The organism is Mesorhizobium sp. M0751, from assembly GCF_040320265.1.
GTDB lineage: Bacteria > Pseudomonadota > Alphaproteobacteria > Rhizobiales > Rhizobiaceae > Mesorhizobium.
In genome coordinates this window covers 34,722-59,266 of the sequence record NZ_JAMYPH010000003.1, presented here as the reverse complement: position 1 = coordinate 59,266, position 24,545 = coordinate 34,722, and the positions used below count along the sequence as shown (strand labels likewise).

Below are 24,545 nucleotides of genomic sequence, written 5' to 3'. Positions count from 1 at the left end.
CCCGTCTCTGCGGCAGCTTCCGCTGCTTGACAATCCGCCGGCAATGTTCTCTTTATGTTCCTATCACAACTCGAGACAATGCGGCGTTCGAGCCGCCGCGGGCGAACGGGCCGGATGGAAGCCAACATCCTCCACGCGGATCTGGATGCCTTCTATGCTTCGGTCGAACAATTGCTCGACCCGGCCTTGCGCGGCAAGCCGATTGCCGTCGGCGGCGGGGTCGTGCTTGCCGCATCCTATGAAGCCAAGGCGTTCGGCGTGCGCGGCGGCATGCCGGGACGGCGGGCGCGGGAACTCTGCCCGCAACTCATCTTCGTCGGCGGCCATTTCAAGGATTATCAGCGGCTGGGCGATGCGGCGATCAAGGTGCTCGGCGATTTCACGCCGGTGGTCGAGCGGATTTCGATCGACGAGGCCTTTGCCGACGTCGCCGGCTGCACCCATTTGTTCGGCTCGCCGGCCGAGATCGCCGGCAAGATCCGCCGCCGCGTGCGGGCCGAACTCGGCTTGCCGATCTCGGTCGGCGTAGCCCGCACCAAGCATCTGGCCAAGATCGCGTCACAGGTCGCAAAGCCCGACGGGCTGGTGGTGGTCGATCCGCGCCACGAGCTGGAGTTCCTGCACCACCTGCCGGTCGAGCTGATGTGGGGTGTCGGCCCGGTCACCAGGGAACGGCTGGCCGGCATCGGCGTCAACACCATCGGCGAGCTGGCCAAGACCAACAGTGGCGCGCTTGAGCGCCTGCTCGGGCCGGCGGCCGGAGAAAAACTCAACGCGCTGGCGTGGAACCGCGATCCGCGCAAGCTCGAGACGCAGCGCCGCGCGCGATCGGCCGGCGCGCAATCGGCGCTTGGCCGAAAACCGGCCGACGAGGACGTCTTCGTACCCGCTTTGCTGCATCTGGCCGACAGGGTCGCCACGAGGTTGCGGGCAAAATCCCGGCCCGGCCGCACCGTCACGGTTCGCGTCCGCTTTGCCGATTTGCGCTCGGTGACGCGCTCGATCACGCTCGATCAGCCGATATCGGCAACCGCCATGCTGGCCGAGATCGCCGAGGCGCTGGTGCGCAAGGTGCTCATCGACCATCCGCACGAAAAGACCATCTCGCTGCTGGCGATCGCCGTATCGCATCTGGAGCAGCATGCCGGCCTGCAACTGGAACTGCCGCTCGGGCTCGACGATGACCGCCGCCGCCCCGGTACCCGGAAGGGCGCGGCGCGCTGGACCGCGGATCGCGCCATCGACAAGATCCGCGACCGCTTCGGCTGGGAGGCGGTCGGCTATGCCTCGGTCGCGCTCGGACTACAGCGGTCGGTTCCCGACGCCTTTCGCGAGCTGGCCGAAAAGGAGTTGTGAATGGGCCGGGTTTTCACCCTTCGACCGTTTCAATCTCCGCATCGACCAGGCACCACGGTGCATAGCGGAAGTCGCGGATCTGGATGACCTCATCGCCCGCCCATTCGACCAGCATGAAGCCGCGCACGGCGCCGTCGGCCGCTTGCGGGTCGCGGATGAGGATCGCCGGCCTGCCGTCGACGAAGCCGAGCGACAATGTCCAGTCGCTGAAACGGTCGTAATTGCCGAAATAGGTCGACGCCTGGGCCTTGCCGCGCAGGCGGACGCGGTTGACGACATCGAGCCGGACGTCCTCGGCGATCAGTGCCCTGACCGCGTCGAAGTCGCGCGCGTTGAACAGGTCGACATAGTGCCGCAGCCGGCGCTCGTCGTCGGCATCGAGTCTCGGGGCGAGCGCCTGCTCGGGCTGCAGCGCCAGCAGCTTGAGCTGCGCCCGCCCGCGATGCAGCGCGGCCTTGGTGGCGGCGAGCGTCGCGCCGGTCACTTCGCAGGTCTCATGCAGGCTGAGGCCGAGCACGTCGACCAGGATCACGGCGCTGCGCTGCGACACCGAAAGCTGCATGAAGGAGCGCAGGCCGGTCTGGGCGGCGAGCCGGCTGTCGGCGCTGCCGGAGGGATCTTCGATCACGCTCATGTCGGCCTCGGTCATGCGCGACCTTTCCCGATTGCGCCGCCGCAGGTGATCCTGCGCGGCATTGTGGGCAATGCGAAACAGCCATTGCTCCGGCCGTTCGACCATGGCGCCGCCATCGATCGCCTGTAGCGCCTTGATCAGCACCTCCTGGACGATATCCTCGCCGTCGATCACCGAGCCGGCCATGCGCGCGCAGTAGCGATGCAGCCTTGGCCGCAACCCGACGAGCATCGCCTCCAAAGTCGCCCTGTTCATTTTCGGCGTAGCATCCCATTTCTGCGCGAGCGGCATGGCAGGCTCTACCCGGCTTTCTGATCCGCCAGCATACGGTAGTTGCCGATGACTTTGACAGGCGATCGCATTGCCGGGGTCGAACGGCGTTCGGCGTGGTTTTCCGCAAATGCCTTGAAGGCGGCAAGCCCGGTCAGCGCCGACGAATCGCCGTCCTGGCCGACGATATGGACGAACGAGCCGTCGTCCAGCTCGAGCACCAGGTAGCGCACCGTCGGCGGTGCCGCATCGCCAAGCGCCTCGAACACCTTTTCGACCAGCGCGCGGTTATCTTCCAGGTCGGCTTGGTTCACACCGTATCGAATGAGCGCGTAGTTCATCGTCGTCTCCCGACTGGTTGGCATGAACGAAGGACGACCGGCTGCGCTGAAAAGATTCTCCTTGCCGAAGAATCTTTTCGGTTGCCCGCATCGTCTTTCGCGCGTGGGCGGCTGCGCGGCAGCCATCAAGCAGGAGCGACGATCATGCATATCCAGTTTGCCGAGCTACCGGTGTTCGACCAGGACCGCGCCAAGGCGTTCTACACCAGGCATCTCGCCTGTCAGGTCATGGCCGACCAGAAGATGGGCGATGACGGCTGGCGCTGGATCGAGCTGGCGTTTCCGCATGCCGTGACGAACCTGCATTTCATCAGGCGCGCCGACGAAACCCCCGGCGCGGAGCTCGTATTGGTGCTGGTCGACGAAAATGTCGCAGCAATGATCGCGGCGCTGAAGGCGGGCGGCGTCGAGATCGTCACCGAACCGCATGAGGCGACGTGGCAGCCGGGGCGCACGGTGGCGGAGTTTCGCGACAGCGAAGGCAACCGCATGGTCCTGGCCAGCCGATAAGCCACCGGAGCCCTCTGTCTGGCGGGGCGTCGTACCTAAGTCCTATCCCCGGCCGGACCATCGGCCGTGCTTCCTTCTTGTTATTATTTCGTGACCTCTGCGCGCCGGAACCTTCCCTTGCATCGGGCGTTCGGGCGCTGTATTCGCGATGCCTCATATTTAGGCAGGCGGAGGAAATGCGAATAAGGGCGGGTGGCAAAACAAACATGGGCCGGGGAGGAGCATCTTACCATGTCGAACCGTAAAATCGGAATGTCCCACAGTTTGGGGCTGCGCGTTGCCGACCTCAAATCCAGAATGCAGAGTGCCCAGATTACCGAGCACGAGATCAAGACGTTTCAAAAGGTTGCCGCCATCATGGGCGGCGCCAAAGGTTCACTGCGCCTCGACGCGGACGATCTGATTGCCGCGTCCTTCCTTGTCGATCCGTTGGACGATCTCCCGCTCTCCAGTTGACGGCGCTGAACGCAGGTCGAAATCCTACCGAGTTTGAACCTGCGATTGCCGCCAGCGGAGCATCCGCCACCCCAGGCCGCATGCGAGGATGACGTTGGCCAGCGCAAGGCCGGAAAGCGCGGCCAACGTCCCGTGCGCGCCGAAGCGCTCCAGCAGCAATGCGCCGGCCGAGGGTGCCGCCGCCTGGGCAATCAGGCTCGGCATGGCGAGGCGGCCCATCAGCTTCGCGTAGCCGTTCGAGCCGAACAGCGCGAGCGGCAACGTCCCCCGCGCGATGGATTCCAGGCCGATGCCCGCGCCATAGAAGCCGAGCGCCAGCGGGATGATCGGCATACCGGCCCAGAGCGCCGAAACGCCGATCGCGACGAAGGTAACCGAGGCGAACTTGGTCAGGATCGGATGGTGGTAGCGTGCGATGGTCATCTCGATCGCACGCGCCGCCACCTGGGACGGGCCGACCAGCGCGCCGAGCCCGACGGCTGCAGCAAGCGCCATGCCGCTGCCTTGCAGGATTGTGAGCAGATGCACCGACAGCGTCGAGGAGATCACCGCCGCAAGCGTAAGTGTCGCGGCTAACACGATCACGATCGACGGATCGATATTGTTTTCGAGGATCGGCGTCACCTGGTTCAATCCCGGTTTGATTGCCGGTTTCGGCGCCTCGCGGGGCAGGATCACGAGATAGAGCGGCAGCGCAATCACCAACTGAACAGCCGCGTACACCAGGCAGGTGCCGCGCCAGCCGACCTCCTGTAGCAGCAAGGCCGAGATCGGCCAGCAGATCGTGCTGGCAAAACCGCCGAACAGCGTCAGCGCGGTGATGGCGGAGCGCGCGCCATGGCCGTAGCGGCGGCCAAGCGTTGCAAACGCGGCATCGTAGAGCCCTGCCCCCATGCCCAGGCCGATGACCAGCCAGGCAGCGATATAGGCCGCAAGGTTGGGGGCAACGGCCAGCCCAACCTGGCCGACCCCGATGCATCCGGCGCTGAACGCCAGGACATTGCGGCCGCCATGCCGCTCGATCGACGACCCGACTCGCGGAGAGATCAATCCCGCCACGAGCAAGCCGAGAGACAGGCCGCCGACAACCCATGCCAGCGGCCAGCCGGTATCGGAGGAGACCGCCGGCGCGATGACCGCGGGAAGATAGTAGGAGGATCCCCACGCCATGATCTGCGTCAGGCCAAGCGCGGTGATGATCGCGCCGCGGCTGCGCAAGATGGCCGGCGAAGGCGGCGAAAGGCTCATGCCGCGACGCCGCTGCCACAGCCGCTTTTGCCGATCGCCTTGGCCTCGGCGTCGGCGACGCAGCAGGCCTCCACCGCTGCCGGCACCGGACCGCCGCAGCATCCTTTGTCAGCAATGCCGATCCGCGGCACGGTGCAGATGCCGGTCTCGGGCAGCACGAGCTGGACGTTGTCGGCCGCAACCATGTCGCCGGCGATCGCCGCCGCGACCGAGCGGACCTGCTCATATCCGGTCAGCAGCAGGAAGGTCGGTGCGCGGCCATAGCTCTTGATGCCGACCGTATAGAACCCGTGCTCGGGATGGCTGAGCTCACGGTGGCCGTGCGGCGGCACGTCGCCGCAGGAATGTTCGTTGGGATCGATCAACGGCCCCAGTGCCTTGACGCTTTCCAACCACGGATCGAGCTCGAGCCGGAGCTCGCGGGTCAGCGACAGATCCGGGCGCTGTCCGGTCGCCGCGACGATGCGGTCGACCGGGCCAAGCGCCTGCAAGCCGTCCCTGGTTTGGCCTTCGACGACCATCCGGCCGTCGGCATCGCGGATCGAAACGGCTGCAAAGCCCGTCACCAGCCTGACGCCGCCGCTCTCGGCGAGTTCGCGCACTTCGGCGCCGAGTTCGCCGCGTGCCGGCAATTGGTCGGCATCGCCGCCGCCATAAATGCGCACCAGGTCGGTGCCGCGCGTTGTCCAGATGAAGTCAGTGCCGGGTTCTACGTTTGCCAGGCTGGCGAGATCCAGCACCGCATTGGCTGCCGAATGGCCGGAGCCGGCGACCAGCGTCGTCTTCCCCGCATAAAGGCTGCGATCGCGGCCGAGAATATCGGGTATGCCGTAGGCGATGCGGTCGGCATATTCGGCTTCGCCTTCTGCAGGAATTCCGCCGGCGCCGAGCGGGTTCGGCATTTGCCAGGTTCCCGAAGCATCGATGACCGCACGGGCGCTGTCGCGCCTAGTGCCGGTGGCGGTTTCGACCACCAGCACGAACGGCCGGTTCTCGCGTCCCTTGCTCAGCACCTTGTCGGCGCCCCAGCGCGAGATGCCGACGACCCGGGCGCCGGTTTCGATCGCCGGCGACAATTGCGGAAGCTTTGCAAGCGGCTCGAGATAATCCGCGACAAGGTCGTCCGCGGTCGGGAATGCCTCGGGCTCCGGCATCCGCCAGTCATGCGCCTCGAGCAGGTTTCTAGCCGCCTGATCGACGCAATAGCGCCAGGGCGTGAACACCCGGACATGGCCCCAATCCCTGAGGTTGGATGCAACCGCATTGCCGGCTTCGTAGACTTTGACAGGAATGCCTTGCGCGATGAGGTGGACCGCTGCCGCCAGGCCGACCGGCCCGGCGCCGATCACCGCGACGGTGAGTTTTTCGATCATCTCCATATCTTCCATCCTTCCGGTAATTTCGAATTATAATGCCAAAAAATCATGCCGCCGTTTTGGCGGCCGCTTCCGCCGACGCCGGCGCACAGGTGGCGTCGGCGCAGCATTCGTCTGCGAGGTATCCGATAAGCCCATTCATGGCGGGATAGTTGGCCCGGCAGATCAGTGTCGTTGCCTGCCGCTCCTGTGTCACCAGGCCGGTGTCGACCAGCCGCTTGAGGTGATGCGACAGCGTCGAGGCAGCGATGCCCAATCTGTCCTGGATGCGCCCGACCGGCAGCCCCTCATCGCCCGCCCGCACCAGCGTGCGATAGAGCTGCAACCGCGTCGGGCTGCCGAGGGCTTCAAGTTGCGAGGCTGCTTTTTCGAGTTTCATGGAAATAAGCTATTTCCAGAATCGCTGCACGTCAAGAGAATTTCGACAAAGATCGAAATAAGCTGATCTCTAGGCGACGCGCTTGCCGCTGGCGTCGATGACAACCTCGCCGTCCTCTTTGGTGAACGGGCCGATATCCGGATTGGGCAGGATATCGAGTACGGCTTCGGAGGGTCGGGCAAGCACGGTGCCGAGCGGCGTCACCACGATCGGCCGGTTGATCAGGATCGGATGCGCCAGCATGAAATCGAGGATCTCGTCGTCGCTCCACTTCGGGTCGGCCAGGCCGAGTTCGGCATAGGGCGTGCCCTTTTCGCGCAGCAATTGGCGCGGCGTCATGCCCATCGCTGCGATCAGCTCGACGAGCTTTTCGCGCGACGGCGGGTTTTTCAGATATTCGACCACCTCAGGCTCCTCGCCGGACTGCCTGATCATGGCCAGCGTGTTGCGCGAGGTGCCGCAATCGGGGTTGTGGTAGATGGTGATGGTCATTGCGCAGCTTTCATCTGTCCGACTGGTTTCGGTTGGGCGAGCAGCCACCCTGCCAATGCCATGGCGAGCAACGCGCCCAAAAGTTCGGCGGCGATGAAGCCCGGCAGATCGGCGGGGCGGATGCCGGCAAAAGTGTTGGAGAACGCACGGGCGATGGCGACGGCTGGATTGGCGAAGGATGTCGATGCGGTGAACCAATAGGCAGCGGTGATATAGAGCCCGACCAGCCAGGGGATAGAATCCGGACGGCAACGCAAGCCGGCGAGGATGGTGAAGACCAGCCCGAAGGCGGCGACCACTTCCGCAATCCATTGCCCGCTTCCGGTCCGCACCGTCGCCGACACTTGCAGGATCGGCAGTTCGAACATCGCATGCGCGAGCAACGTTCCAGCAATGCCGCCGGCAATCTGGGCGGCGACGTAAGCCAGCGCTGCGTTCGTTTCGATCTCGCGTCGAAGCGCGAATACCAGCGTCACAGCCGGGTTGAAGTGCGCTCCGGATATCGGCCCGAATATGGTGATGAGCACGACCAGGATCGCCCCGGTCGGCAAGGTGTTGCCGAGCAGGGAGACGGCGACATCGCTGCTCAGCCTGTCAGCCATGATGCCGGAACCGACCACGGTGGCGACCAGCAGAGCCGTGCCGAGGGCCTCGGGAACAAGGCGGCGTGACAGATTGACCAAGACGAACCTCCTCCCCTTAGCAGTTGCAGGTCACCGCCTGGATGACAGGCTGGCAAAGTTCCGGCGCGCCGTTGCAGCAGTCCTCCATGAGGTAGGCCAGCAGATCGCGAAAGCCGGTCATATCGGCGAAATAGCGCACGCTGCGGCCCTCGCGTTCGGTCCGCACCAGGCCGGCATGCGACAGGATCTTGAGATGGGCCGACATCGTATTCGGGAACGCGGCGAGCCGCGAGGCGATCTCGCCCGCAGCCACGCCCTCGGCACCGGCCCGCACCAAAAGGCGAAAAACGTCCAGCCGGGTTTCCTGGCCGAGCGCGGCAAGCGCCGAAAGGGCGAGTGTCTTATCCATATTTCTAAGATTCCAGAAATGACGAAGAAAGTCAACTTACGCCGCCTTGTCGGCGGCTGCTCGAGCCAAATCAGCCAGGCACTGTGGCGGCGACCGCATCAGCGCGGCCAAGGCCGGCAACCGCTTTCCTGACCCGCTGCAGATGCGCCTGGCGTCCGGCGGCCGAGACGCTGTCCATCCGGTAGAGCGCCAGGAATTTGGTCCGGCACAGCGGATGGCAGACGGAGCGGAAGCCGCGCAGCAGGGTCCGCCGGCCGGGCTGTCCCATGATCCACGACATCAGCGGCGTGGCGCCGCATGTGGTCATTGCCATCACCCGGCGTATGTGCCGCAATTTGGGCCGCGGACCGCGTTCTGCGGTCGGCATCTCGAAAGCGAAGCCCGGCACCAGCACACGCTCCAGCCAGCCCTTCAGCATCGCCGGCAGGCCGTACCACCAGGTCGGATAGATGAAGACGACCGCCTCCGCCCAGAGCAGTTCCTGCGCGTGTTCGTGCACCGGTTGCAGGTTTTCCGCCTTGTCGTGGTAACCGCGCCATTCCTCGGTCCGCATGACCGGATCGAAGCCGGTCGCATAGAGGTCGAGCAGGTGGACCTGATGGCCGCTTTCGGCAAGCGTCTCCAGCACCGTATCGCGCACGGCGCCGTTGAAGCTATCGGTGCAGGGATGGCAATAGACGACGAGGACCTTCATCTTGCGCTCGGTCGCGAGATTGCATGCAAGCGCGTCGCCCGCAAACAAGCTACCTGCAGACATAGTCGATCAGCTGTTTTCATGCGAGACCCCGCAGCCCCCGTATCAAGACGCAACAGCTCCAGTCACGTCAAGGCCCGCTCGTTAGCTCAAAGGAAATTGCGCACACATGGGCTTGCCGGAGGGCACTGTCCCGCATGCCTTGCGGTACTCTGCGGGGAGCGGGCACTGCCGCGTATTGAGCCCACGAACCCCAAGAGTGGATTCGGTTTTCGATCAGCATTGTTGCCCGAAAGCCTGCGCCCTAGCTTCACGGCGTGTTCAAAGCGTCAGGAGAGAAAAAGATGCGGACAGGAAAACTGAGCGGCAAGATCGCCTTGGTGACGGGCGCCTCCTCCGGCATCGGCGAGGCCACCGCCTTGGCGCTGGCGGCCGAGGGCGCCACGCTGGCGATTGCCGCGCGGCGCGCTGAGCGCCTGGACGATCTGGCGAGGCGGATCCGTGAGACCGGCAGCGCAGCACTGCCGATTGCCGTCGACGTCACCGACGAAACGCAAGCCACGGCGATGGTCGAACGGGTCCAGCAGGAGTACGGCCGGCTCGACATGCTGCTTGCGGTTGCCGGCGTCGGCGTCGCCGCGCCGTTCCGCAATACGACGCCGGAAGAATACCGCCGGATGGTCGACGTCAACATTCTCGGCCTGCTTTATCCGATCCATGCTGCACTGCCGTCGATGCAGCGGCAAGGCGCCGGCCACATCGTCGTCGTCTCGTCCGGTACCGGCCGTTACATCCACCCTTCGGTCGTCTATTCCGGCACCAAGCATGCGGTGAGCGCGATGGCGGAGTCACTGCGCCGCGAGATCGGCAAGGACGGCGTCCGCGTGACCTGCATAGAACCGGGCGCGGTCAAGACCGAGTTCACCCGCAACATGCGCGCCGATGTGCGCCAGGCGGTCGAGGAAAGGCTGGGCGACATGGAGCAGCTGGAAAGCGAGGACATCGCCGCCGCCATCCTTTATGCAGTGAGCCAGCCGCCACGGGTCAACGTCAACATCCTGACGCTCTATCCGACCGAGCAGGCATGAGGTCAGCCTGCAGACGTCGATGCGCTGCGCCGCCCCCTCTGTCCGGCAGGACAGGGGGCGGTGCTGTCCCGCCAACCTTGCCCCGCTTCGACTATCCCCCGGTCATCAGCGTGAACACAAGCTGCCGCAGCTTGCCGCCCGGGCCGAATTCGACCCGGTCGAAATCGCGGCTCGCCTGCCGCTGTGCCTGCGAGATTCCGGCGAGCCGTCTCGTCACTTCGGTCCTGATCTTGCTGCAGCCACGGTCATCGGCGACGGTCAGGCCGATGGTGGCCGTCTCGATCTTGTGCACCATGTCGACGATGCTGGCGCCGTGCACCTTCTCGTGGGCGGCGAGGCCGGCTGCGAAAACCTCCCAGTTCTTCTGGATGGCGCCCGGCAGCCGCGCGGCCGGCTTCGGCAAGGTGTAGGTAATGATCAGCTTCGGTCGCGCCGACACCAGCACGCAGGCGTCGCCTTGCGGCTGGTAGTCCCTCACCCAGGTCAGCTTGAAATTGGTATGCGCGATGACGCGGCGTTCGCCGAGCAGCGGTCCGCGCCCGCCGATCGAGGCATAGAGCTCCGGGCCGGATTGCCCTGAGATGGCATAGGTCTCGACCTTTTCGACTGCCTGCCAGCCGGCATGCGCCGGCGATGTCGGCAACAAGGCGAGCAGCAGGCAAAGGCGAATGGCTGTTTTCATGCAAGTCCTCGCAGCCGCTGCGCACGACGCAAACGATATGCAGTTCCCTTCCGTGGACATAGCCGGCGGCCGGCTATAGTGGGATGCTCGTATACAAGAATCCACAGGCAACATCATGTCGCCGCGACCGAACATTGCCCGGCAACGCCCTGCCCCCGGGGCCCAGCCTCCCGGCGTCAGCCTCTGTCGCGCGCTGTCGAAGCTTGGCCTGTGCTCGCGCAAGCAGGCCGAGCTTCTGGTTTCCGAGGGGCGCGTGCGGGTCGCCGGCAAGATCGTGCGCAACGGCTCGATTCGCGTCGATCCAGGCCGCGATCGCATCGAGGTCGACGGCCGCCGCGTCGCCGCCGAGCGCAAGGTCTATCTGATGCTCAACAAGCCGCGCGGGCTGGTCACCACCCGTGACGACCCGCAGGACCGCGGCACCGTCTATGATTGCCTGGCAGGCCTCGACCTGCCTTTCGTCTCGCCCGTCGGCCGCCTCGACAAGGCCAGCGAAGGCCTGCTGTTGATGACCAACGACACGCGCTTCGCGCAGCGCCTGCTCGATCCCGCCTCGCATGTCGCCAAGACCTATCACGTGCAGATCGGCGCGCTGCCCGACGAGGCCATGCTGGCGCGGTTGCGCGCCGGCGCGACCGTCGACGGAGAATTGCTGGCGGCCCGCTCGATCGAGTTGCTGCGCGGCGGCACCAGCACCGCCTGGCTGGAAATCGTGCTCGACGAGGGCCGCAACCGCCATATCCGCCGGCTGCTCGCCGCCCATGATATCGAGGTGCTGCGCCTGGTGCGGATCGCGATCGGATCTCTGCAACTCGGCGACCTTGCCAAAGGCAAGGCACGCCATCTGAGCGCGGAAGAGCAGGCGCTGCTTCAGGCCTGAACTGCTGGCGGCGACTCGACAGTCAGGCAGCTGCCCGCCAAAGCTGTTCCCTGTCGGATACAGCATCAATTGCCCGCAAGAGAACTGACACCGCGGTGTCCAGGCTGCTTTCCTCGGCCTCCAGTTCGACAAGCCCTGTCCAGGGATCGAGGTTAGCGGGATCACGCTCTATCTTCGCAACCAACGTCTCGCGTGATTCAAATCGAAGTGTGAGGGGTTCATCAATCTTCATTGTCGGAAGAAGCCTTGGCTTTGCCGCACTGGGCCAGCACCTTGCCGATGGCGGCGGATGAGCCGGCAAGCGGAAAGCTGTTCTCGCCATATTTGCCCGAGGCGACCGTGACCTCGCCCTTGGAGCGCAGCAGGGCCAACAGCGGGTCGGTGCTGCTCAATTCCACGGTGAAGGTGTTGTACATTTCTTCGAGTTGAAGCGTCTTGGTCACCGCTTTGCCGCCGGCCTTGAACGCGAACGAAGCGATGCCGGGTTCCAGTTGCGGACCGCTGTCGCCCAAATCATAGCTCAGCGTCGGCTTGCCGAAACAGGCCAGCGTCAGCTGGGCGCCGCCATTCGATCCGCCGCAGACCGACGCCATCAGCACTTTGCCGCCCTCCTCTTCCTCCAGTTTCGCCGTCCAGCCGCACGGCGCGGCAAACGCCGGCTGCGCCGCTTGCAGGACGACCTGAGCGGCGACGCAACCCGCCACGACGAATTTCGCCAATGCGCTTCGCATGATCTTCCCTTCCCAAGTCATCGAACCATCGTCGGCCACGTGGCATCAAGGACTATACAAAACAAATTGTCCCGTGGCATTACCGGCGACACCAGGGCGCTGTAGCAATTCAGGCGATTGATTTTCGATCGAGTGGAAGCGGCACCAGCACCGCCTGGCTGGAGATCGTGCTCGACGAGGGCCGCAACCGCCACATCCGCCGGCTGCTTGGCGCCTACGATATCGTAGGTGCTGCGCCTGGTGCGGGTGGCGATCGGCCAATTGCAGCTCGGCGAGCTTGCCAAAGGCAAGGCACGCCATCTGAGCGCCGAAGAGCTGGCGCTACTTCAGGCCTGAAGTGCTGGCTCCAGGGGCCTTCGCACCGAACGGGTGATTGACATTAACATTCCTGTTTCATATTTTCCTTTTATGAAACCGAAATGCGACAGCGCAATTGAAGGGCTGGTCCGACGCGAAGTGGCTCGGCAGCCGGAGAGAAAAGCATGAGCACGGCGTTGCGGGCGGTCCCCAGATTCCTGGACGAATTGGGCACGTTTGGCGGTCTCAAGGGAACCGATATTGCAAATATCACCGACGTGTCCAAGGCCACGGTTTCGAGGTGGAAGGCCGGCGACATCAAGCCCCAGCCGCGCAGCGAGCTCATTCTATCAGACCTGCACTATATCGTCGGCCGACTGCAGGAATTCTACGAGCCAAGCGATATCCGCACCTGGCTTTACGCTCGCCACCCGCAATTGAACGGCGAAAGAGCAATCGATCTCATTCACGACGACCGTGCTCTCGACGTGCTCAAAGTCATCGACCGGCTTGAGAACGAGGTCTTTCTCTAGTTGGCGATCGCCGGGCGGAAACGACGCGATAGCCGGCTCATCGACGCTATCGAGGCAATAGTTCCGGTCGAATACTCCGGAACGGTTTGGCGTGTGGTGCGCCAGGGCCGCAGCCCGATCCAGTGCTCGAACTCCGGCGGCCGTTGGGACGATGGGACGTTCGACGTGCTCTACACCTCGCAAGAGCGCGAAGGTGCCTTGAGCGAGATGAGATTCCACTTGACGCGGGGGCAGCCAGTGATCCCTTCGCGCGTCAGATACAATCTCTTCGAGATCGATCTTGCTTTGGACCGGACGCTCAGACTGCTCGACCTGGCAGCCTTGCAGACCCTTGGCCTCGACACCGCGCGCTACGGGCAGCTTTCGTATCAGGAAAAGCACGCCGAATATCCGAGGTCGCAAGACATCGGCGAGGCCGCGCATTTCCTCGATTATGACGGTCTGATCGTGCCCAGCGCGCGATATGACTGCCTGAACGTCGTCGCGTTTTGTGATCGGCTGCCGGCCGGCGCGATGACGAGCAGAACCGATCACGGGGAAATTGCCTGGGCTAGCGGCGGCCCAGCTGCCGTCCATCCCCCGCTCGGGTGATGCGGCCAGCGGAAGTGGCGCGCTAACATTGCCTCCAAGTGCAGAGGTCTAACGCGCAAGGGAGGATCCATGCGTATGCTCCGACTGATACCGACGCTGCTGGCGCTGCTGGCCGTGATGCCATTGAACGCTGAAGCGACGACGAAGAAGTACCCCAAGGGCCACGGCACGAATTGCGCCGAGAAGGACCAGGCGTGCCAGAAGAAATGCCAGGCTGTGCCGATCGACTACAATAGCGTCAGATCCATCAAGGGACGCAACGAATGTCTGAATAATTGCACCATCGGCTACGATCAGTGTCTCGGGGCACCCGCCCGAATCCAGGAACAGACAACCCAGGAGGACGTCGCGCAATAGAAGCCCGCTAGATGGCTCCAATGCGCAAGAGACATAGGTGTGATCGAATGACGGCGACAGCCCGCCGTCGCCTTCATGTGCGGCCGCCGACTTCGTCGACATGGCGCGCAGCGTGTCGTCTGGATCTTCATAGACGCGAAACGCGCCCGATTGGCGGAGCTCCTCGGTGCCATAGCCGCCGCTGAGCAGGCCGACGCCCAGCAGGACGGTGCGATGCGTCACCCGCCGCGCGCCGCGTCATGGATTTCGGCAAAATCCAGCCCATATTCCTAGATGTGGAGCTTTGAGCGTGAAACTCGCGCGTGCGGTCCTGCTTGCCGCGGCTTTCGTGGCTGTTGCGGCCGTTTGTCCCTCTTCCGCAACCGGAGAGGCGGACGGCCGGCAGAAAATTGTGCTGCGCGTCGAGATAGACGGCGCCATCGGTCCGGCGAGTGCCAGGCAGCTCGAGGAAGCGCTGGCGGTGGCCGCGGACCGAAATGCCCAGGCTCTCATCCTGCAGATGGACACGCCCGGCGGGCTGGTCACCAGCATGCGCGAGATGATCGCCGGCATTCTCGCCTCGCCGGTTCCCGTCATCGGCTATGTCGCGCCCGCCGGCGGGCACGCGGCGAGCGCCGGAACCTACATCCTCTACGCCACCCATCTGGCGGCGATGGCGCCCGGCACCAATCTGGGCGCGGCAACGCCGATCGAGATGGGCGGGCCGCTGCCATCGTTTCCCGGCGGCAAGAACGATGGCCCGGAGGCGGACAAGGACAAGAAGAACGCACCCGCGGGCGATGCGATGATCGCCAAGGCGACGAACGATGCCGTTGCCCTGATCCGCAGCCTGGCTGAATTGCGCGGGCGCAATGCCGAATGGGGAGAAAAGGCCGTGCGCGAGGCGGCCAGCCTGTCGGCCGGCGCGGCGCTGCAGCAGCATGTCATCGACTTCGTCGCCCGCGACACCACCGAACTGCTTCAACTGGCCGACGGCCGGACCGTCGAGATCGCCGGCAAAAAAGAGGCATTGGCGACGAAGGGGCTGCCGGTCGAAACGCTCGAGCCAGGCTGGCTCATCCGGCTTCTCGCCGTCATCACGGACCCGAATATTGCCGTCATCCTGATGCTGGTCGGCGTCTATGGCCTCGTCTTCGAATTCACGAGCCCGGGCGCGGTCGCGCCCGGCGTGATCGGCACGATTTGCCTTCTGCTCGGACTCTATGCGCTCAATCTCCTGCCGATCAGCTATGCCGGCCTTGCCTTGATGCTGCTTGGCATCATCTTCCTGGTCGTCGAAGCCTTGAACCCGACTGTGGTCCTTGGGCTGGGAGGCGTGGCTGCGTTTCTGCTGGGCGCAGCCATGCTGCTCAGGATCGAGGGGCCCGGCTTCGAGATGTCGTGGGCCGTTATCGGCACCGCCGCCGTCCTGACGCTCGGCCTGGCGCTGTTGACCGGCAGTTATCTGTGGGCGGCCCGCAAGAACGTTCCGCGTGTTGGCGCACAGGCCATGCATGGGCTGCCGGCGAAGGTTCTCGACTGGCAGGGCAGCGAGGGCCACGTGCTCGCCCGGGGCGAGCGCTGGCGGGCAAAAGCCGACGAACCGCTTGCAGTGGGCGACAGCGTCGAGGTGGCCGATGTCAGGGATCTTGTGCTGACGATACGGCGCCGCAATGTGAGAAGCGATGGAGCAAGGCAATGATCATCGGTTATGTGGCCTATCTGGCAGCAGCGCTCGTCGTGGTCATGTTCCTATCCGCGGCCATTCGCATCCTGCGGGAATATGAGCGCGGCGTGGTCTTCACGCTCGGCCGCTTCACCGGGGTCAAGGGCCCCGGCCTTATCATCCTCATCCCCTTCGTGCAGCAGATGGTGAAGGTCGACTTGCGAGTGGTGGTCCAGGACGTCCCGCCGCAGGACGTGATCTCGCGCGACAACGTCTCGGTGAAGGTCAACGCGGTGCTGTATTTTCGTATCGTCGACGCCGAGCGGGCGGTGATCCAGGTTGAAGACTTCATGACCGCCACCAACCAGCTGGCACAGACCACGTTGCGCTCGGTGCTCGGCAAGCATGAGCTCGATGAAATGCTGGCCGAACGTGACAAGCTCAACAGCGATATCCAGGAGATTCTCGACCAGCGCACCGATGCCTGGGGCATCAAGGTCTCCGATGTCGAGATCAAGCATGTCGACCTCAACGAGAACATGGTCCGCGCCATCGCCAAGCAGGCCGAGGCGGAACGGCTGCGGCGTGCGAAAGTGATCAATGCCGACGGCGAACAGCAGGCGGCGGCAAAGCTCGTCGAGGCCGGCAAGATGCTGGCCGAAGCACCGCAGGCCATGCAGCTACGCTATTTCGAGGCTCTCCATGACATCGCCGGTGAACGCTCGTCGACGGTCGTGTTTCCGGTGCCGATGGATCTGCTCGGTCATTTCATCAAGCAGGGTGGTGGAGGCGGAGGCGGCTGAGCGCGTAATCTCCCCCCTCGAGAGGGAGATGGCCGCGAAGCGGCCAGAGGGGGTCGTCTCACATAGATCGCCGACGCCTTCCTCTACGAGAGACGGCGCTGACGCTCCACGCGCCGCGACCCACCCTCACCTCCGCCACGGCGGGACCGGCGCAAAGCGTTTGCCGATCCAGTCGGCGAAGGCACGTGTCTTGGCGGCTTGCCCCTTGGCCGAAGGCATGACGACATAGACGGCGCCCTCGTCGGCAAGCGTCCAGTCCTCCAGCACTGGCACCAGACGGCCGTCGGCGAGCTCGCGTCCGACCAGCCAATCCGTGCTCATCATCAGTCCGACGCCTTGCACGGCGGCTTCGACCAGTACCTCGGCATCATCGGTGACCAGCGGCCCGGAGACCTCGATACTGACGCGACGGCCCGAACTGTCGGTCATCTCCCAGGCCGGAAAGGTCTGGAAGCCTGAGAAGCCCAGGCAACTGTGTTCCAGCAGTGCTTCAGGTTCAGTCGGCGTGCCCCGGCGGGCGAGGTAGGACGGCGCGGCGCACAGCAGCCGCCGCCGTGTAGCGACCTTGCGCGCCACCAGCCGCGAATCCTCCAGCGCGCCGAGACGCACGGCGACATCGAAATTCTCGGCGACGAGATCTACGAAGCGGTTGGAGAACTCGGCCTCGATACGGACATCGGGAAATTCGGCGAGAAACTGCGGCAGCAGCGGGCCGATCCACATGCGCCCGAACGAGCCGGGCAGCGCCAGCCGCAGCACGCCGCGCGGCCCGCCGCCGGCATGCGCCGACGCGGCAGCCTCGGCCTCGTCGACCGCAGCCAGGATGGCGCGGACGCGAACGAGAAATTCCGAACCCGCCTCGGTCAGCGACACGCTTCGTGTCGTCCGGTGCAGCAGGCGCACGCCCAACCGCTCTTCCAGCGAGGCAAGGCGCCGCGACAGGATCGTCGCGTCGCGGCCGATGCGAGCAGCCGCCTTGGTGAAGGAGCGTGCTTCGGCGATGGCCGCGAAGGCGGCCATTTCGACCAATGCTGCCGGTTCGTGCGATTGCTGCATCAGGCGCAGAGCTCAAATGTAAAACACAAGGATTATATACCAATAGCGCAGCAGCTAGTTTCACTCAATCCCGGCCCGTCAATCGGCCATCAACCGGAGTGAGACATGAAAGCGATCGAACTGACTGCCCCGAGACTGGACGCGTTTCGCGCGGCCACCGTTCCCACGCCTGAACCGCAGCGCGGCGAAGTGCTGATCCGCCTGCGCGCCGCAAGCCTCAATTTTGTCGATGTCGCGATAGCGAGCGGCAACTATCCAGGTCCGAGCTTTCCGCTCATTCCCGTCGTCGACGGCGCCGGCGAGATCGTCGGCATCGGCGAGGGCGTGTCGAGGCTCGCCATCAACGACCGCGTCATCGCCCATGCAAAACCGCGCTGGATCGGCGGCCGTCCGCGGCCTTACGAGACCAGAGAGATGCGCGGGCTGACACTGCCCGGCTCGCTCGCCGAATACGTCGCGCTGCCGGCCGATGCCGTCGTGCCGATGCCGGCGCATCTGTCCTTCGAAGCGGCAGCGACGCTGCCGATCGCCGGCACCACCGCGTGGAATGCGCTTCGCGCCGCCGATGCCGGGCCGGGGTCGGTCGTCGTCCTGCTCGGTACCGGCGGTGTCTCGATCCTGACCCTGCAGCTGGCCAAGGCAGCCGGCGCCACGGTCATCATCACCTCGTCGTCTGACGAAAAGCTGGCCCGCGCCAAGGCCTTGGGTGCGGATCATCTCATTAATTATCGTGAGACGCCGGACTGGGACGCCAAGGTGCTCGAGTTGACCGACGGGCTCGGCGCCGATCTGATCGTCGAAACCGGCGGCGCGGCGACCTTCGCCCGCTCCATCAATGCCGCGGCGCCCGGCGGCACGGTGTTCGCCATCGGCTTCGTCACCGGCGCCGAGGCCACCACGAACCTGCTGCCGATCATCATCAAGGCACTCAAGGTGGTGGGCAACAACACCGGTTCGGTATCCGACCTGCGCGACGCGGCGCGGGCCATCGGCGCCGCCCGTATCGATCCGGTCATCGACACGGTCTACAGCCAGCACCAGGCGACCGAGGCCTACGCCCATATGGCGGCCGGCGGCCGGCATTTCGGCAAGCTTGCATTCAGTCTGTCGTGGTGAGCCTGAAAAAGGCAAAGCGTCGAAGCTGCCGATCTCCCCTCTGGCGGCAGGGCTATCGCAGATGGAAAGCCGAGGCTTTCGCTCTACGACGTACCCCCACCCCTAGCCCCTCCCCACAAGGGGGAGGGAGACTTTCGTTGGCGCTGACCTCGGCAAATTGCCTGCCTTTCGGCGCCAAAAGGGGAAGTAAGGGCGGGCGGCAGCGTTCCCTCCCCCTTGTGGGGAGGGTTAGGGTGGGGGTCCATCTTCGTAAGAATCCAAATGCGATTGCCCTGCCTCTGGCGGGGAGATCGGTCGTCACCTCGGCTTTTGACAATCGCCAATGCGCCGACAGTCCCAACCTCCGCCTAAATCAGCTTCTCCAGCGTGATCGGCAGGTCCCGCATCCGTTTCCCGGTGGCGTGGAATACCGCGTTGGCGATCGCCGGCGCCACGCCGACAATGCCCAGCTCGCCGACCCCCTTGCCGCCAAGCGCCGAGGAATGCGGATCGGGAATACCGACCGAGATCACCTCGATGTCGGGAATGTCGGCATTGGTGGCGATGAGATAGTCGGCGAGATTGTTGTTGACGATGCGCCCATGCCGGCGGTCGACGATGCCCTCCTCGAGCAGCGCCTGGCCAATGCCCATGATGATGCCGCCCTTCCATTGGCTTTCGGCGAGCTTGGGATTGTAGAGCCGGCCCGAATCCAGCGCCGACACCACGCGGGAGACGCGAACCGTTCCAAAGTCCTCGTCGACACGCACTTCGATGAAATGCGCGCACCAGCTGTGGCGGGAATAGTCGCCCTCGGTGTGCGGCAGCGCCATGGCTATGGTGGTGTAGTTCTTGTAGCGGTCCTCGACCGTCGAATTGGCCGGCATGGTGTCGCCCTTCGCCTCGATATGCTCGCGCCCGACGCTTCTGAGCAGTTCGGCGATGGAAACTTCAGGGCCGTTGCCGCGCGGCGAGGCGATGCGGCCATTGGCGACGACGAGCGTGTTGGCCTGCAGCGCATGGAACGGCGAAGCCGGATCGCTGATGGCGAGCCCGATCAGTTGGTCGAGCGCGGCACTCGCCGCCTTGTGGACGGCGCCGGTCATCACCCCGGCCAGCCGCGAACCGCCGGTGACGCCGGCACGGGCATAGCGGGAATCGCCAAGTTTGACGACGACGTTTTCCGCCGGCACGCCCACCACCTCGGCGGCGGTCTGCGCCAGGATCGTGTAGGTGCCCTGCCCCATGTCGATCGATGAGCTTTCGACCTCGACCGAGCCGTCGGCGAGAATACGCACGACCGCCTCGCCATAGGCGCGCCGCACCGGATAGGTACCTGCCGCGACACCCCAGCCGATCAGCTGGTTGCCGTCGCGCATCGAACGCGGCCGGGGGTTCCGCTTCGACCAGCCAAAGGCTTCGGCGCCGGCCGCAAAGGCCTCACGCAGCTGCCGTGTCGACCACGGCTTCTTCGCATGCGGGTCCTGCTCGGCATAGTTCCTGAGCCGGATTTCCAGCGGATCGATACCGACCTCATAGGCGAGCTCGTCGATGGCGCTTTCGATGCCGAAGGCGCTCGGGTTCTCGCCCGGCGCGCGCAATGCCCCCGGCACCACCGTGTTGACCCGCACGACGTTCTGCCGCGACGAGAAATTCGGCGTCGCGTACATGACCGAGGTGACCGAGCCGAGCGGCTCGACCCACATGCCGTCGACCGAGGTCTCGTTGACGCCGCGATGCACGATCGACTGGATCTGGCCCTCCGCGTTGGCGCCGAGCGCCACGGTCTGGCGCGTCGCCGCCCGTCCGCCATAGGCGGTGAAGGTCTGCGGCCTGGTGACCGCCAGCTTCACCGGCCGCCCCAGCATTTTCGCGGCGACTGCCGCTACAGCGCCGTAGCCATAGGCAAACGCCTTGGAGCCGAAGCCGCCACCAATATAGGGCGAGACCAGTCGTACATTCTCGAACGGCACGCCGAACCATTCGGCATAGGTCCGCGCCATGCCGTCGAGCCATTGGCTCGGCTCCCAGACCGTCAGCTGGTCGCCCTGCCACTTTGCGATCAGGCCATGCGGCTCCATCGGCGCCTGGTATTCGCGCGGCGTGTTGTAGGCGTTGCAGATCCTGACCGGAGCCGAGGCGAACGCTGTCTCCGCCTCGCCCCATTCCTTGGTCATCGCATCGACGGGGATGCCGTCGCCGGCCTTTGGATCGCTGAGGTCGACGATCGCCGGCGCCTCGTCATAGGCGACCTTGACCAGCGCCGCGGCGGCGACCGCCTGCTCGAAACTCTCGGCCACCACCGCCGCGACATGCTGGCCGCTGAAGGTGATGTCGCGCGCCAGCGGGCAATAGGCGACGTCCGGCGGCGGCGTGCCCAGCCAGTCCGTTGCGGTTCTCAGCGGCAGGATATTGTCGGGCGTCAGCACCAGCAGCACGCCGGGCGACGCCTTGGCCGCGGCCGTGTCGATCGAACGCACCCGGCCGGCGGCAATGGTGCTCTCGACCAGCACCGCATGGGTGAGCCCCTCGAGCTGCTGCTCGACGGCGTATTTGGCGGCACCGGTGATCTTGGCCGGGCCGTCGACGCGCGACAGCCGACCGCCGACCTGATCGGCGAGGACGGCACCGTCCGAAGCGTCGCCGCGTTTGGCATCGCCGGGTCTTGTTCTCAACTCGTGAACGGTCATGCCGTTTCTCCCATTTTGAGGATGGCGCGGGCGACGACGCGCGGCGCCAGTTCGATCTTGTAGTGGTTGGCGCCACGGTCGACGGCGCCCTCGACGGCGAGCAGGCTGGCTTGCCTGACGACCTCCGGCTCGAGCACTTTGCCTTTCAGCGCCTCTTCGACGGCAAGGGCGCGCCATGGCTTGGTGGCGACGCCGCCAAGCGCGACGCGCAGATCGCGGATCGTCCTTCCGTCGGCCTCGAATTCGATGCCGACCGCGGCACTTGCCGCGGCGAATTCATAGGACTGGCGGTCGCGGACCTTGAGATAGGTCGAGCGGCGGGCGGCCGCCGAAGCGGGAATGCCGATCGCGGTGATCATCTCGCCGGGCTCAATCGCATGCTCCCTTTCGGGCGTGCTGCCCGGCAACAGGAAAAAATCATCGACGGCGATCTGACGGTCGCCGAGATGGACAATCGCGTCGAAGGCGACGAGTGCAACCGCCAGGTCGCCGGGATAGGTGGCGACGCAGGCCTCGCTGGTGCCGAGCACGGCATGGCCGCGGGTGACGCCGCCAATCGCCGAGCAGCCGCTGCCGGGCGAGCGCTTGTTGCAGGCGGGGAAATTCGCCGGATCGCGGAAATAGGGGCAGCGTGCACGCTGCATCAGATTGCCGCCGATCGTCGCCATGTTGCGCAGCTGCGCCGATGCCGCCTGCCACAATGCTTCCGAGACTGCGGGGAACCGGCTCTTGATATCGGCATGGTCGGCGACGCGGCTCATCCTGGCCAGCGCGCCGATCGTGGCGCCCCGGTCATCAACGGCAATCGTGTCCAGTCCTTTGAGATGGGTGATGTCGACCACGGTCTCGGGTTCGGCAACGCCGCATTTCGCGAGATCGACAAGCGTCGTGCCGCCGGCCAGAAGCATGGCGCCGGGAAGTGCTGCTGCCTCACGGGCTGCATCGACGGAGCCGGCGCGGAGATACGAAAAGTCCCTCATGACGCGGCCTCCATGGCCACCTGGCGCACGGCGGCGACGATATGCGGATAGGCGCCGCAGCGGCAGAGATTGCCGGCCATGTATTCGCGGATCTCCTCATCCGAGCCGGCATGGCCTTCGCGAATGCAGGCGACCGCCGACATGATCTGGCCCGGCGTGCAATAGCCGCACTGGAAGGCATCCTGTTCGAGGAAGGCGGCCTGCACCGCATGCAGCGTGCCATCCTCCCCGGCAAGCCCTTCGATGGTGGTGATGTCCCTGCTTTCAGCCTGAGTGGCAAGCGTCAGGCAGGCCAGCACGCGCTGGCCGTCGATATGAACGGTGCAGGCGCCGCACTGGCCCTGGTCGCAGCCCTTCTTGGTGCCGGTCAGCCCGAGATGGTCGCGCAAGGCGTCGAGCAGGGTAACGCGCGGTTCGACCTCCAGCTCATGTCGATGTCCGTTGATTCGAAGTTGGATTGGAGTTCGGGTTTTGCTTGTCATGGGGCGTCTGGCTCCAGTTGCTTGACGCGGAAGGGGATGATCTGGTGCCCGGCCGGCGAGCGGCAAGGTCAGCTTATGGCTAGGTGAAGGCTATCTTCCCCTTGGGGGAAATGCCCGGCAGGGCAGAGGGGGTCCGCCTGACTTGGTGCGACCTCGGGGAAGGCCGCGGCTTGTGAGGTCGAAAGACGTGACATACCCCGATCCCGTGATTACATGAGAAAGGCGCTCCACAATCGGAGGCGCCTCCGCTTATTACCTAAGGGCCTGCCCCGCCCTGTTCAAGCCCAGGATCGAAATTGATCGAAATTGGAGAAATTGGCAGGGCAGCCAGCCGTCATGCCTGGAGACAAAAAAGCACCACCGGCCCAAGCCGGTGGTGCTCTCTGAACTGTCTGTAGGGGCAGGACAGTCCAATGATCCTGAGGGGATCGTGCTCAATGTCGGCTCATTTTTGCCCCACGGCATCGGCCGAACAGATGAGGAGTGCCGGCCGCGAGGAAATATCCTCCGTCGTCATCCACCGGTCGTTCACCGGAGGCGGGCAAGATGCCTCGCCTGCCGGAATACCGGCCCAGACTCGATCTCGTGATTATATTTACTTGCGATTATATTTGTCGGAGACGTAACGAAGGTGGAAGCGTCCGCGTTGTTGAAACGGGGGCTGCCTATCCAGTTATGCTTCGGATCGACACTGGAGAAAAAATTGGCCGCGGAGCCGCCCGTGATACCTGGAGACAAGGCCGAAGCCGCTGTTGCAAAACCGCTGCGCGCCGATGCGCAGCGCAACCGCGACGCGCTGGTCGAGGTCGCGGCAAAAGCCTTTGCCGCGCACGGCGTAGATGCCTCGCTGGAGGAGATTGCGCGCCAGGCCGGCGTCGGCATCGGCACGCTCTATCGCCATTTTCCAACCCGCGAGCATCTGGTTGAGGTGGTCTACCGGCGCGAAGTGGAAGGACTGTGCCAGGCGGCCGACGAACTCGCCCACGATCATGCGCCCGACATGGCGCTCGAACAATGGATGCAGCGCTTCATCGACTACATCGCCACCAAGCGCGGGTTGTCGACAAGCCTGCGCATCCTGCTCACGACCAACTCAACCCTGTTCTCCGACGTTTCGGGCAGGGTGACGCTCGCCTTGCGGCGGCTGATCGATGCCGCGGTCGCCGACGGCTCGATCCGCGGCGACGTCGATGCCTCCGACGTGCTGCATGCGCTGGGCGGCATCTATTCGGCCCCGGACACCAAGGACTGGCGCGACCGCTCGCGCCGGTTGGTGTCGCTGCTGATGGATGGGCTGCGGTTTGGAGCGGCCAAATCCGGCCCATCCAGGGAATGACGAATGTAGGGACTGTCGTTATTTCAGCGAGATGCTCATACCGCTGAGATCGGCATTGACCTGCAGGCCTACCTGCCTGCCCGTGAGTTCGAGTTGGGCACCCTTGTCATTGGTCATGACGATCACCTGGGCCCCTTTGCCGAGCGCGCCGCCACCGCCCGCTGCACCGTACACACCCGTCACGTCCCGGGCGCGGCGTATGTGGCGCACGGTACCTTTGAAATAGGTCTTGGAGGCGCCGAAGGCGAGGCCGCCCGAGATGCCGCCGACCGAGATGGGATATCGGCGACCATGGAAGGTCAGTGTGCCCTCGCCTCCGGAGCCGCCGATGAAGAAGGCCGCCTTGTAGACGGCGAAGCGGATCGTACCGCTGTCGGCATGCGCGACGCTGGCAAAGCTAACTGCCGCCGCAGTGATGACGGCAACCACGACTGAACGAAATCTGGACGAAATCTTCATGATGAGAACTCCTCAAGATCGCCGCATGCCCAACCGGGCCGGGCACGCCAGC

The 24,545-nt window shown here is 64.8% G+C and carries 29 protein-coding genes and 1 pseudogene; 12 read left to right on the top strand and 18 right to left on the bottom strand.

Features of this window, described 5'->3' with window-relative positions:
- The first annotated feature begins 114 nt into the window (after window positions 1-114).
- On the top strand, window positions 115-1,356 hold the full coding sequence (dinB, locus tag NKI19_RS05495) for a DNA polymerase IV (RefSeq protein WP_352490043.1): 1,242 nt from the start codon (window positions 115-117) through the stop codon (window positions 1,354-1,356).
- A 13-nt stretch (window positions 1,357-1,369) separates the two neighbouring features.
- On the opposite strand, the gene NKI19_RS05490 is transcribed toward dinB, so the two are convergent.
- The gene (locus NKI19_RS05490; RefSeq protein WP_352490041.1) at window positions 1,370-2,281 is read right to left on the bottom strand and encodes a sigma-70 family RNA polymerase sigma factor; all 912 of its coding nucleotides are present in this window, start codon (window positions 2,279-2,281) and stop codon (window positions 1,370-1,372) included.
- Window positions 2,282-2,289: 8 nt separating this feature from the next.
- A complete protein-coding gene (locus NKI19_RS05485; RefSeq protein WP_352564198.1) occupies window positions 2,290-2,751 on the bottom strand; it encodes a hypothetical protein in 462 nt (153 codons plus the stop codon).
- On the opposite strand from NKI19_RS05485, the gene NKI19_RS05480 reads away from it, so the two are divergent.
- Together NKI19_RS05480 and NKI19_RS05475 are read left to right on the top strand one after the other, a co-directional pair.
- On the top strand, window positions 2,746-3,111 hold the full coding sequence (locus NKI19_RS05480; RefSeq protein ID WP_352490037.1) for a VOC family protein: 366 nt from the start codon (window positions 2,746-2,748) through the stop codon (window positions 3,109-3,111). The two genes, NKI19_RS05485 and NKI19_RS05480, sit on opposite strands and share 6 nt — an antisense overlap.
- 231 nt (window positions 3,112-3,342) lie before the next feature.
- Window positions 3,343-3,567 carry a hypothetical protein gene (locus tag NKI19_RS05475; protein ID WP_352490035.1) on the top strand — a complete coding sequence of 75 codons (225 nt, stop codon included), beginning with the start codon at window positions 3,343-3,345 and terminating at the stop codon, window positions 3,565-3,567.
- 24 nt (window positions 3,568-3,591) lie between these two features.
- On the opposite strand, the gene NKI19_RS05470 is transcribed toward NKI19_RS05475, so the two are convergent.
- The 7 genes from NKI19_RS05470 to NKI19_RS05440 form a co-directional block, all read right to left on the bottom strand.
- On the bottom strand, window positions 3,592-4,815 hold the full coding sequence (locus NKI19_RS05470; RefSeq protein WP_352490033.1) for an MFS transporter: 1,224 nt from the start codon (window positions 4,813-4,815) through the stop codon (window positions 3,592-3,594).
- Window positions 4,812-6,194 carry an NAD(P)-binding domain-containing protein gene (locus tag NKI19_RS05465; protein ID WP_352490031.1) on the bottom strand — a complete coding sequence of 461 codons (1,383 nt, stop codon included), beginning with the start codon at window positions 6,192-6,194 and terminating at the stop codon, window positions 4,812-4,814. Before NKI19_RS05465 ends, NKI19_RS05470 begins: the two co-directional genes overlap by 4 nt.
- 43 nt (window positions 6,195-6,237) lie before the next feature.
- Window positions 6,238-6,570, bottom strand: a complete 333-nt coding sequence (locus NKI19_RS05460; protein WP_352490030.1) for an ArsR/SmtB family transcription factor — start codon at window positions 6,568-6,570, stop codon at window positions 6,238-6,240.
- 69 nt (window positions 6,571-6,639) lie between these two features.
- On the bottom strand, window positions 6,640-7,062 hold the full coding sequence (gene arsC / locus NKI19_RS05455; protein WP_352490028.1) for an arsenate reductase (glutaredoxin): 423 nt from the start codon (window positions 7,060-7,062) through the stop codon (window positions 6,640-6,642).
- Complete coding sequence (locus tag NKI19_RS05450) at window positions 7,059-7,745, bottom strand: aquaporin (protein ID WP_352490026.1); 687 nt, start codon at window positions 7,743-7,745, stop codon at window positions 7,059-7,061. Before NKI19_RS05450 ends, arsC begins: the two co-directional genes overlap by 4 nt.
- 16 nt (window positions 7,746-7,761) lie before the next feature.
- Complete coding sequence (locus NKI19_RS05445; RefSeq protein WP_352490024.1) at window positions 7,762-8,094, bottom strand: ArsR/SmtB family transcription factor; 333 nt, start codon at window positions 8,092-8,094, stop codon at window positions 7,762-7,764.
- Window positions 8,095-8,164: 70 nt separating this feature from the next.
- Window positions 8,165-8,788, bottom strand: coding sequence for an NAD(P)H-dependent oxidoreductase (locus tag NKI19_RS05440; RefSeq protein ID WP_352490022.1), 624 nt, complete (start codon window positions 8,786-8,788; stop codon window positions 8,165-8,167).
- 344 nt (window positions 8,789-9,132) lie between these two features.
- Here NKI19_RS05440 and NKI19_RS05435 point away from each other — a divergent pair, with 344 nt between their 5' ends.
- Window positions 9,133-9,876, top strand: a complete 744-nt coding sequence (locus NKI19_RS05435; protein WP_352490020.1) for an SDR family oxidoreductase — start codon at window positions 9,133-9,135, stop codon at window positions 9,874-9,876.
- 91 nt (window positions 9,877-9,967) lie between these two features.
- Here NKI19_RS05435 and NKI19_RS05430 read toward each other — a convergent pair whose 3' ends face one another.
- Window positions 9,968-10,558 carry a DUF922 domain-containing Zn-dependent protease gene (locus tag NKI19_RS05430; RefSeq protein ID WP_352564196.1) on the bottom strand — a complete coding sequence of 197 codons (591 nt, stop codon included), beginning with the start codon at window positions 10,556-10,558 and terminating at the stop codon, window positions 9,968-9,970.
- A 115-nt stretch (window positions 10,559-10,673) separates the two neighbouring features.
- Between NKI19_RS05430 and NKI19_RS05425 the strand changes: the two genes are divergently transcribed.
- Window positions 10,674-11,438: a pseudouridine synthase gene (locus NKI19_RS05425; RefSeq protein WP_352541187.1), complete on the top strand. Its 765-nt coding sequence runs from the start codon at window positions 10,674-10,676 to the stop codon at window positions 11,436-11,438.
- 22 nt (window positions 11,439-11,460) lie between these two features.
- Here the strand turns inward: NKI19_RS05425 and NKI19_RS05420 are convergent, their stop codons facing one another.
- Window positions 11,461-11,670: a hypothetical protein gene (locus tag NKI19_RS05420; RefSeq protein WP_352564194.1), complete on the bottom strand. Its 210-nt coding sequence runs from the start codon at window positions 11,668-11,670 to the stop codon at window positions 11,461-11,463.
- Window positions 11,660-12,169 carry a hypothetical protein gene (locus NKI19_RS05415; RefSeq protein WP_352564192.1) on the bottom strand — a complete coding sequence of 170 codons (510 nt, stop codon included), beginning with the start codon at window positions 12,167-12,169 and terminating at the stop codon, window positions 11,660-11,662. The genes NKI19_RS05420 and NKI19_RS05415 overlap by 11 nt, the downstream gene beginning before the upstream one ends.
- A 482-nt stretch (window positions 12,170-12,651) precedes the next feature.
- On the opposite strand from NKI19_RS05415, the gene NKI19_RS05405 reads away from it, so the two are divergent.
- The 3 genes from NKI19_RS05405 (at window position 12,652) to NKI19_RS05395 (ending at window position 13,947) form a co-directional block, all read left to right on the top strand.
- Window positions 12,652-12,999, top strand: coding sequence for an antitoxin Xre/MbcA/ParS toxin-binding domain-containing protein (locus tag NKI19_RS05405; protein WP_023680350.1), 348 nt, complete (start codon window positions 12,652-12,654; stop codon window positions 12,997-12,999).
- Window positions 13,000-13,092: 93 nt separating this feature from the next.
- The gene (locus NKI19_RS05400) at window positions 13,093-13,590 is read left to right on the top strand and encodes an RES family NAD+ phosphorylase (RefSeq protein ID WP_352564523.1); all 498 of its coding nucleotides are present in this window, start codon (window positions 13,093-13,095) and stop codon (window positions 13,588-13,590) included.
- Between the two features lie 69 nt (window positions 13,591-13,659).
- A complete protein-coding gene (locus NKI19_RS05395; RefSeq protein ID WP_352564190.1) occupies window positions 13,660-13,947 on the top strand; it encodes a hypothetical protein in 288 nt (95 codons plus the stop codon).
- A 73-nt stretch (window positions 13,948-14,020) separates the two neighbouring features.
- Here NKI19_RS05395 and NKI19_RS05390 read toward each other — a convergent pair.
- Window positions 14,021-14,148, bottom strand: a pseudogene (locus tag NKI19_RS05390) (HAD family hydrolase); the annotation flags it as partial.
- 88 nt (window positions 14,149-14,236) lie between these two features.
- On the opposite strand from NKI19_RS05390, the gene NKI19_RS05385 reads away from it, so the two are divergent.
- Window positions 14,237-15,628 (top strand): NfeD family protein, encoded by a 1,392-nt coding sequence (locus NKI19_RS05385; RefSeq protein ID WP_352564189.1) that lies wholly within the window; start codon window positions 14,237-14,239, stop codon window positions 15,626-15,628.
- On the top strand, window positions 15,625-16,395 hold the full coding sequence (locus NKI19_RS05380) for a slipin family protein (protein ID WP_023680344.1): 771 nt from the start codon (window positions 15,625-15,627) through the stop codon (window positions 16,393-16,395). The genes NKI19_RS05385 and NKI19_RS05380 overlap by 4 nt, the downstream gene beginning before the upstream one ends.
- 126 nt (window positions 16,396-16,521) lie before the next feature.
- On the opposite strand, the gene NKI19_RS05375 is transcribed toward NKI19_RS05380, so the two are convergent.
- Entirely contained in the window at window positions 16,522-17,451 is a 930-nt protein-coding gene (locus NKI19_RS05375; RefSeq protein WP_352501246.1) for a LysR family transcriptional regulator, read from the bottom strand.
- Between the two features lie 105 nt (window positions 17,452-17,556).
- On the opposite strand from NKI19_RS05375, the gene NKI19_RS05370 reads away from it, so the two are divergent.
- Window positions 17,557-18,567 (top strand): zinc-dependent alcohol dehydrogenase family protein, encoded by a 1,011-nt coding sequence (locus tag NKI19_RS05370; RefSeq protein WP_352564187.1) that lies wholly within the window; start codon window positions 17,557-17,559, stop codon window positions 18,565-18,567.
- Between the two features lie 347 nt (window positions 18,568-18,914).
- Here NKI19_RS05370 and NKI19_RS05365 read toward each other — a convergent pair whose 3' ends face one another.
- From NKI19_RS05365 to NKI19_RS05355, 3 genes are read right to left on the bottom strand one after another with little or no spacing between them, the layout of a single operon-like run.
- On the bottom strand, window positions 18,915-21,236 hold the full coding sequence (locus NKI19_RS05365; protein WP_352564186.1) for a xanthine dehydrogenase family protein molybdopterin-binding subunit: 2,322 nt from the start codon (window positions 21,234-21,236) through the stop codon (window positions 18,915-18,917).
- Complete coding sequence (locus NKI19_RS05360; protein ID WP_352564184.1) at window positions 21,233-22,216, bottom strand: FAD binding domain-containing protein; 984 nt, start codon at window positions 22,214-22,216, stop codon at window positions 21,233-21,235. Before NKI19_RS05360 ends, NKI19_RS05365 begins: the two co-directional genes overlap by 4 nt.
- Window positions 22,213-22,698 carry a (2Fe-2S)-binding protein gene (locus NKI19_RS05355; protein ID WP_352489999.1) on the bottom strand — a complete coding sequence of 162 codons (486 nt, stop codon included), beginning with the start codon at window positions 22,696-22,698 and terminating at the stop codon, window positions 22,213-22,215. The genes NKI19_RS05360 and NKI19_RS05355 overlap by 4 nt, the downstream gene beginning before the upstream one ends.
- Before the next feature lie 703 nt (window positions 22,699-23,401).
- On the opposite strand from NKI19_RS05355, the gene NKI19_RS05350 reads away from it, so the two are divergent.
- Window positions 23,402-24,034 carry a TetR/AcrR family transcriptional regulator gene (locus NKI19_RS05350; RefSeq protein ID WP_352564183.1) on the top strand — a complete coding sequence of 211 codons (633 nt, stop codon included), beginning with the start codon at window positions 23,402-23,404 and terminating at the stop codon, window positions 24,032-24,034.
- Between the two features lie 18 nt (window positions 24,035-24,052).
- Here the strand turns inward: NKI19_RS05350 and NKI19_RS05345 are convergent, their stop codons facing one another.
- Window positions 24,053-24,493, bottom strand: coding sequence for a lipid-binding SYLF domain-containing protein (locus NKI19_RS05345; RefSeq protein ID WP_292662068.1), 441 nt, complete (start codon window positions 24,491-24,493; stop codon window positions 24,053-24,055).
- Between the last annotated feature and the right edge of the window lie 52 nt (window positions 24,494-24,545).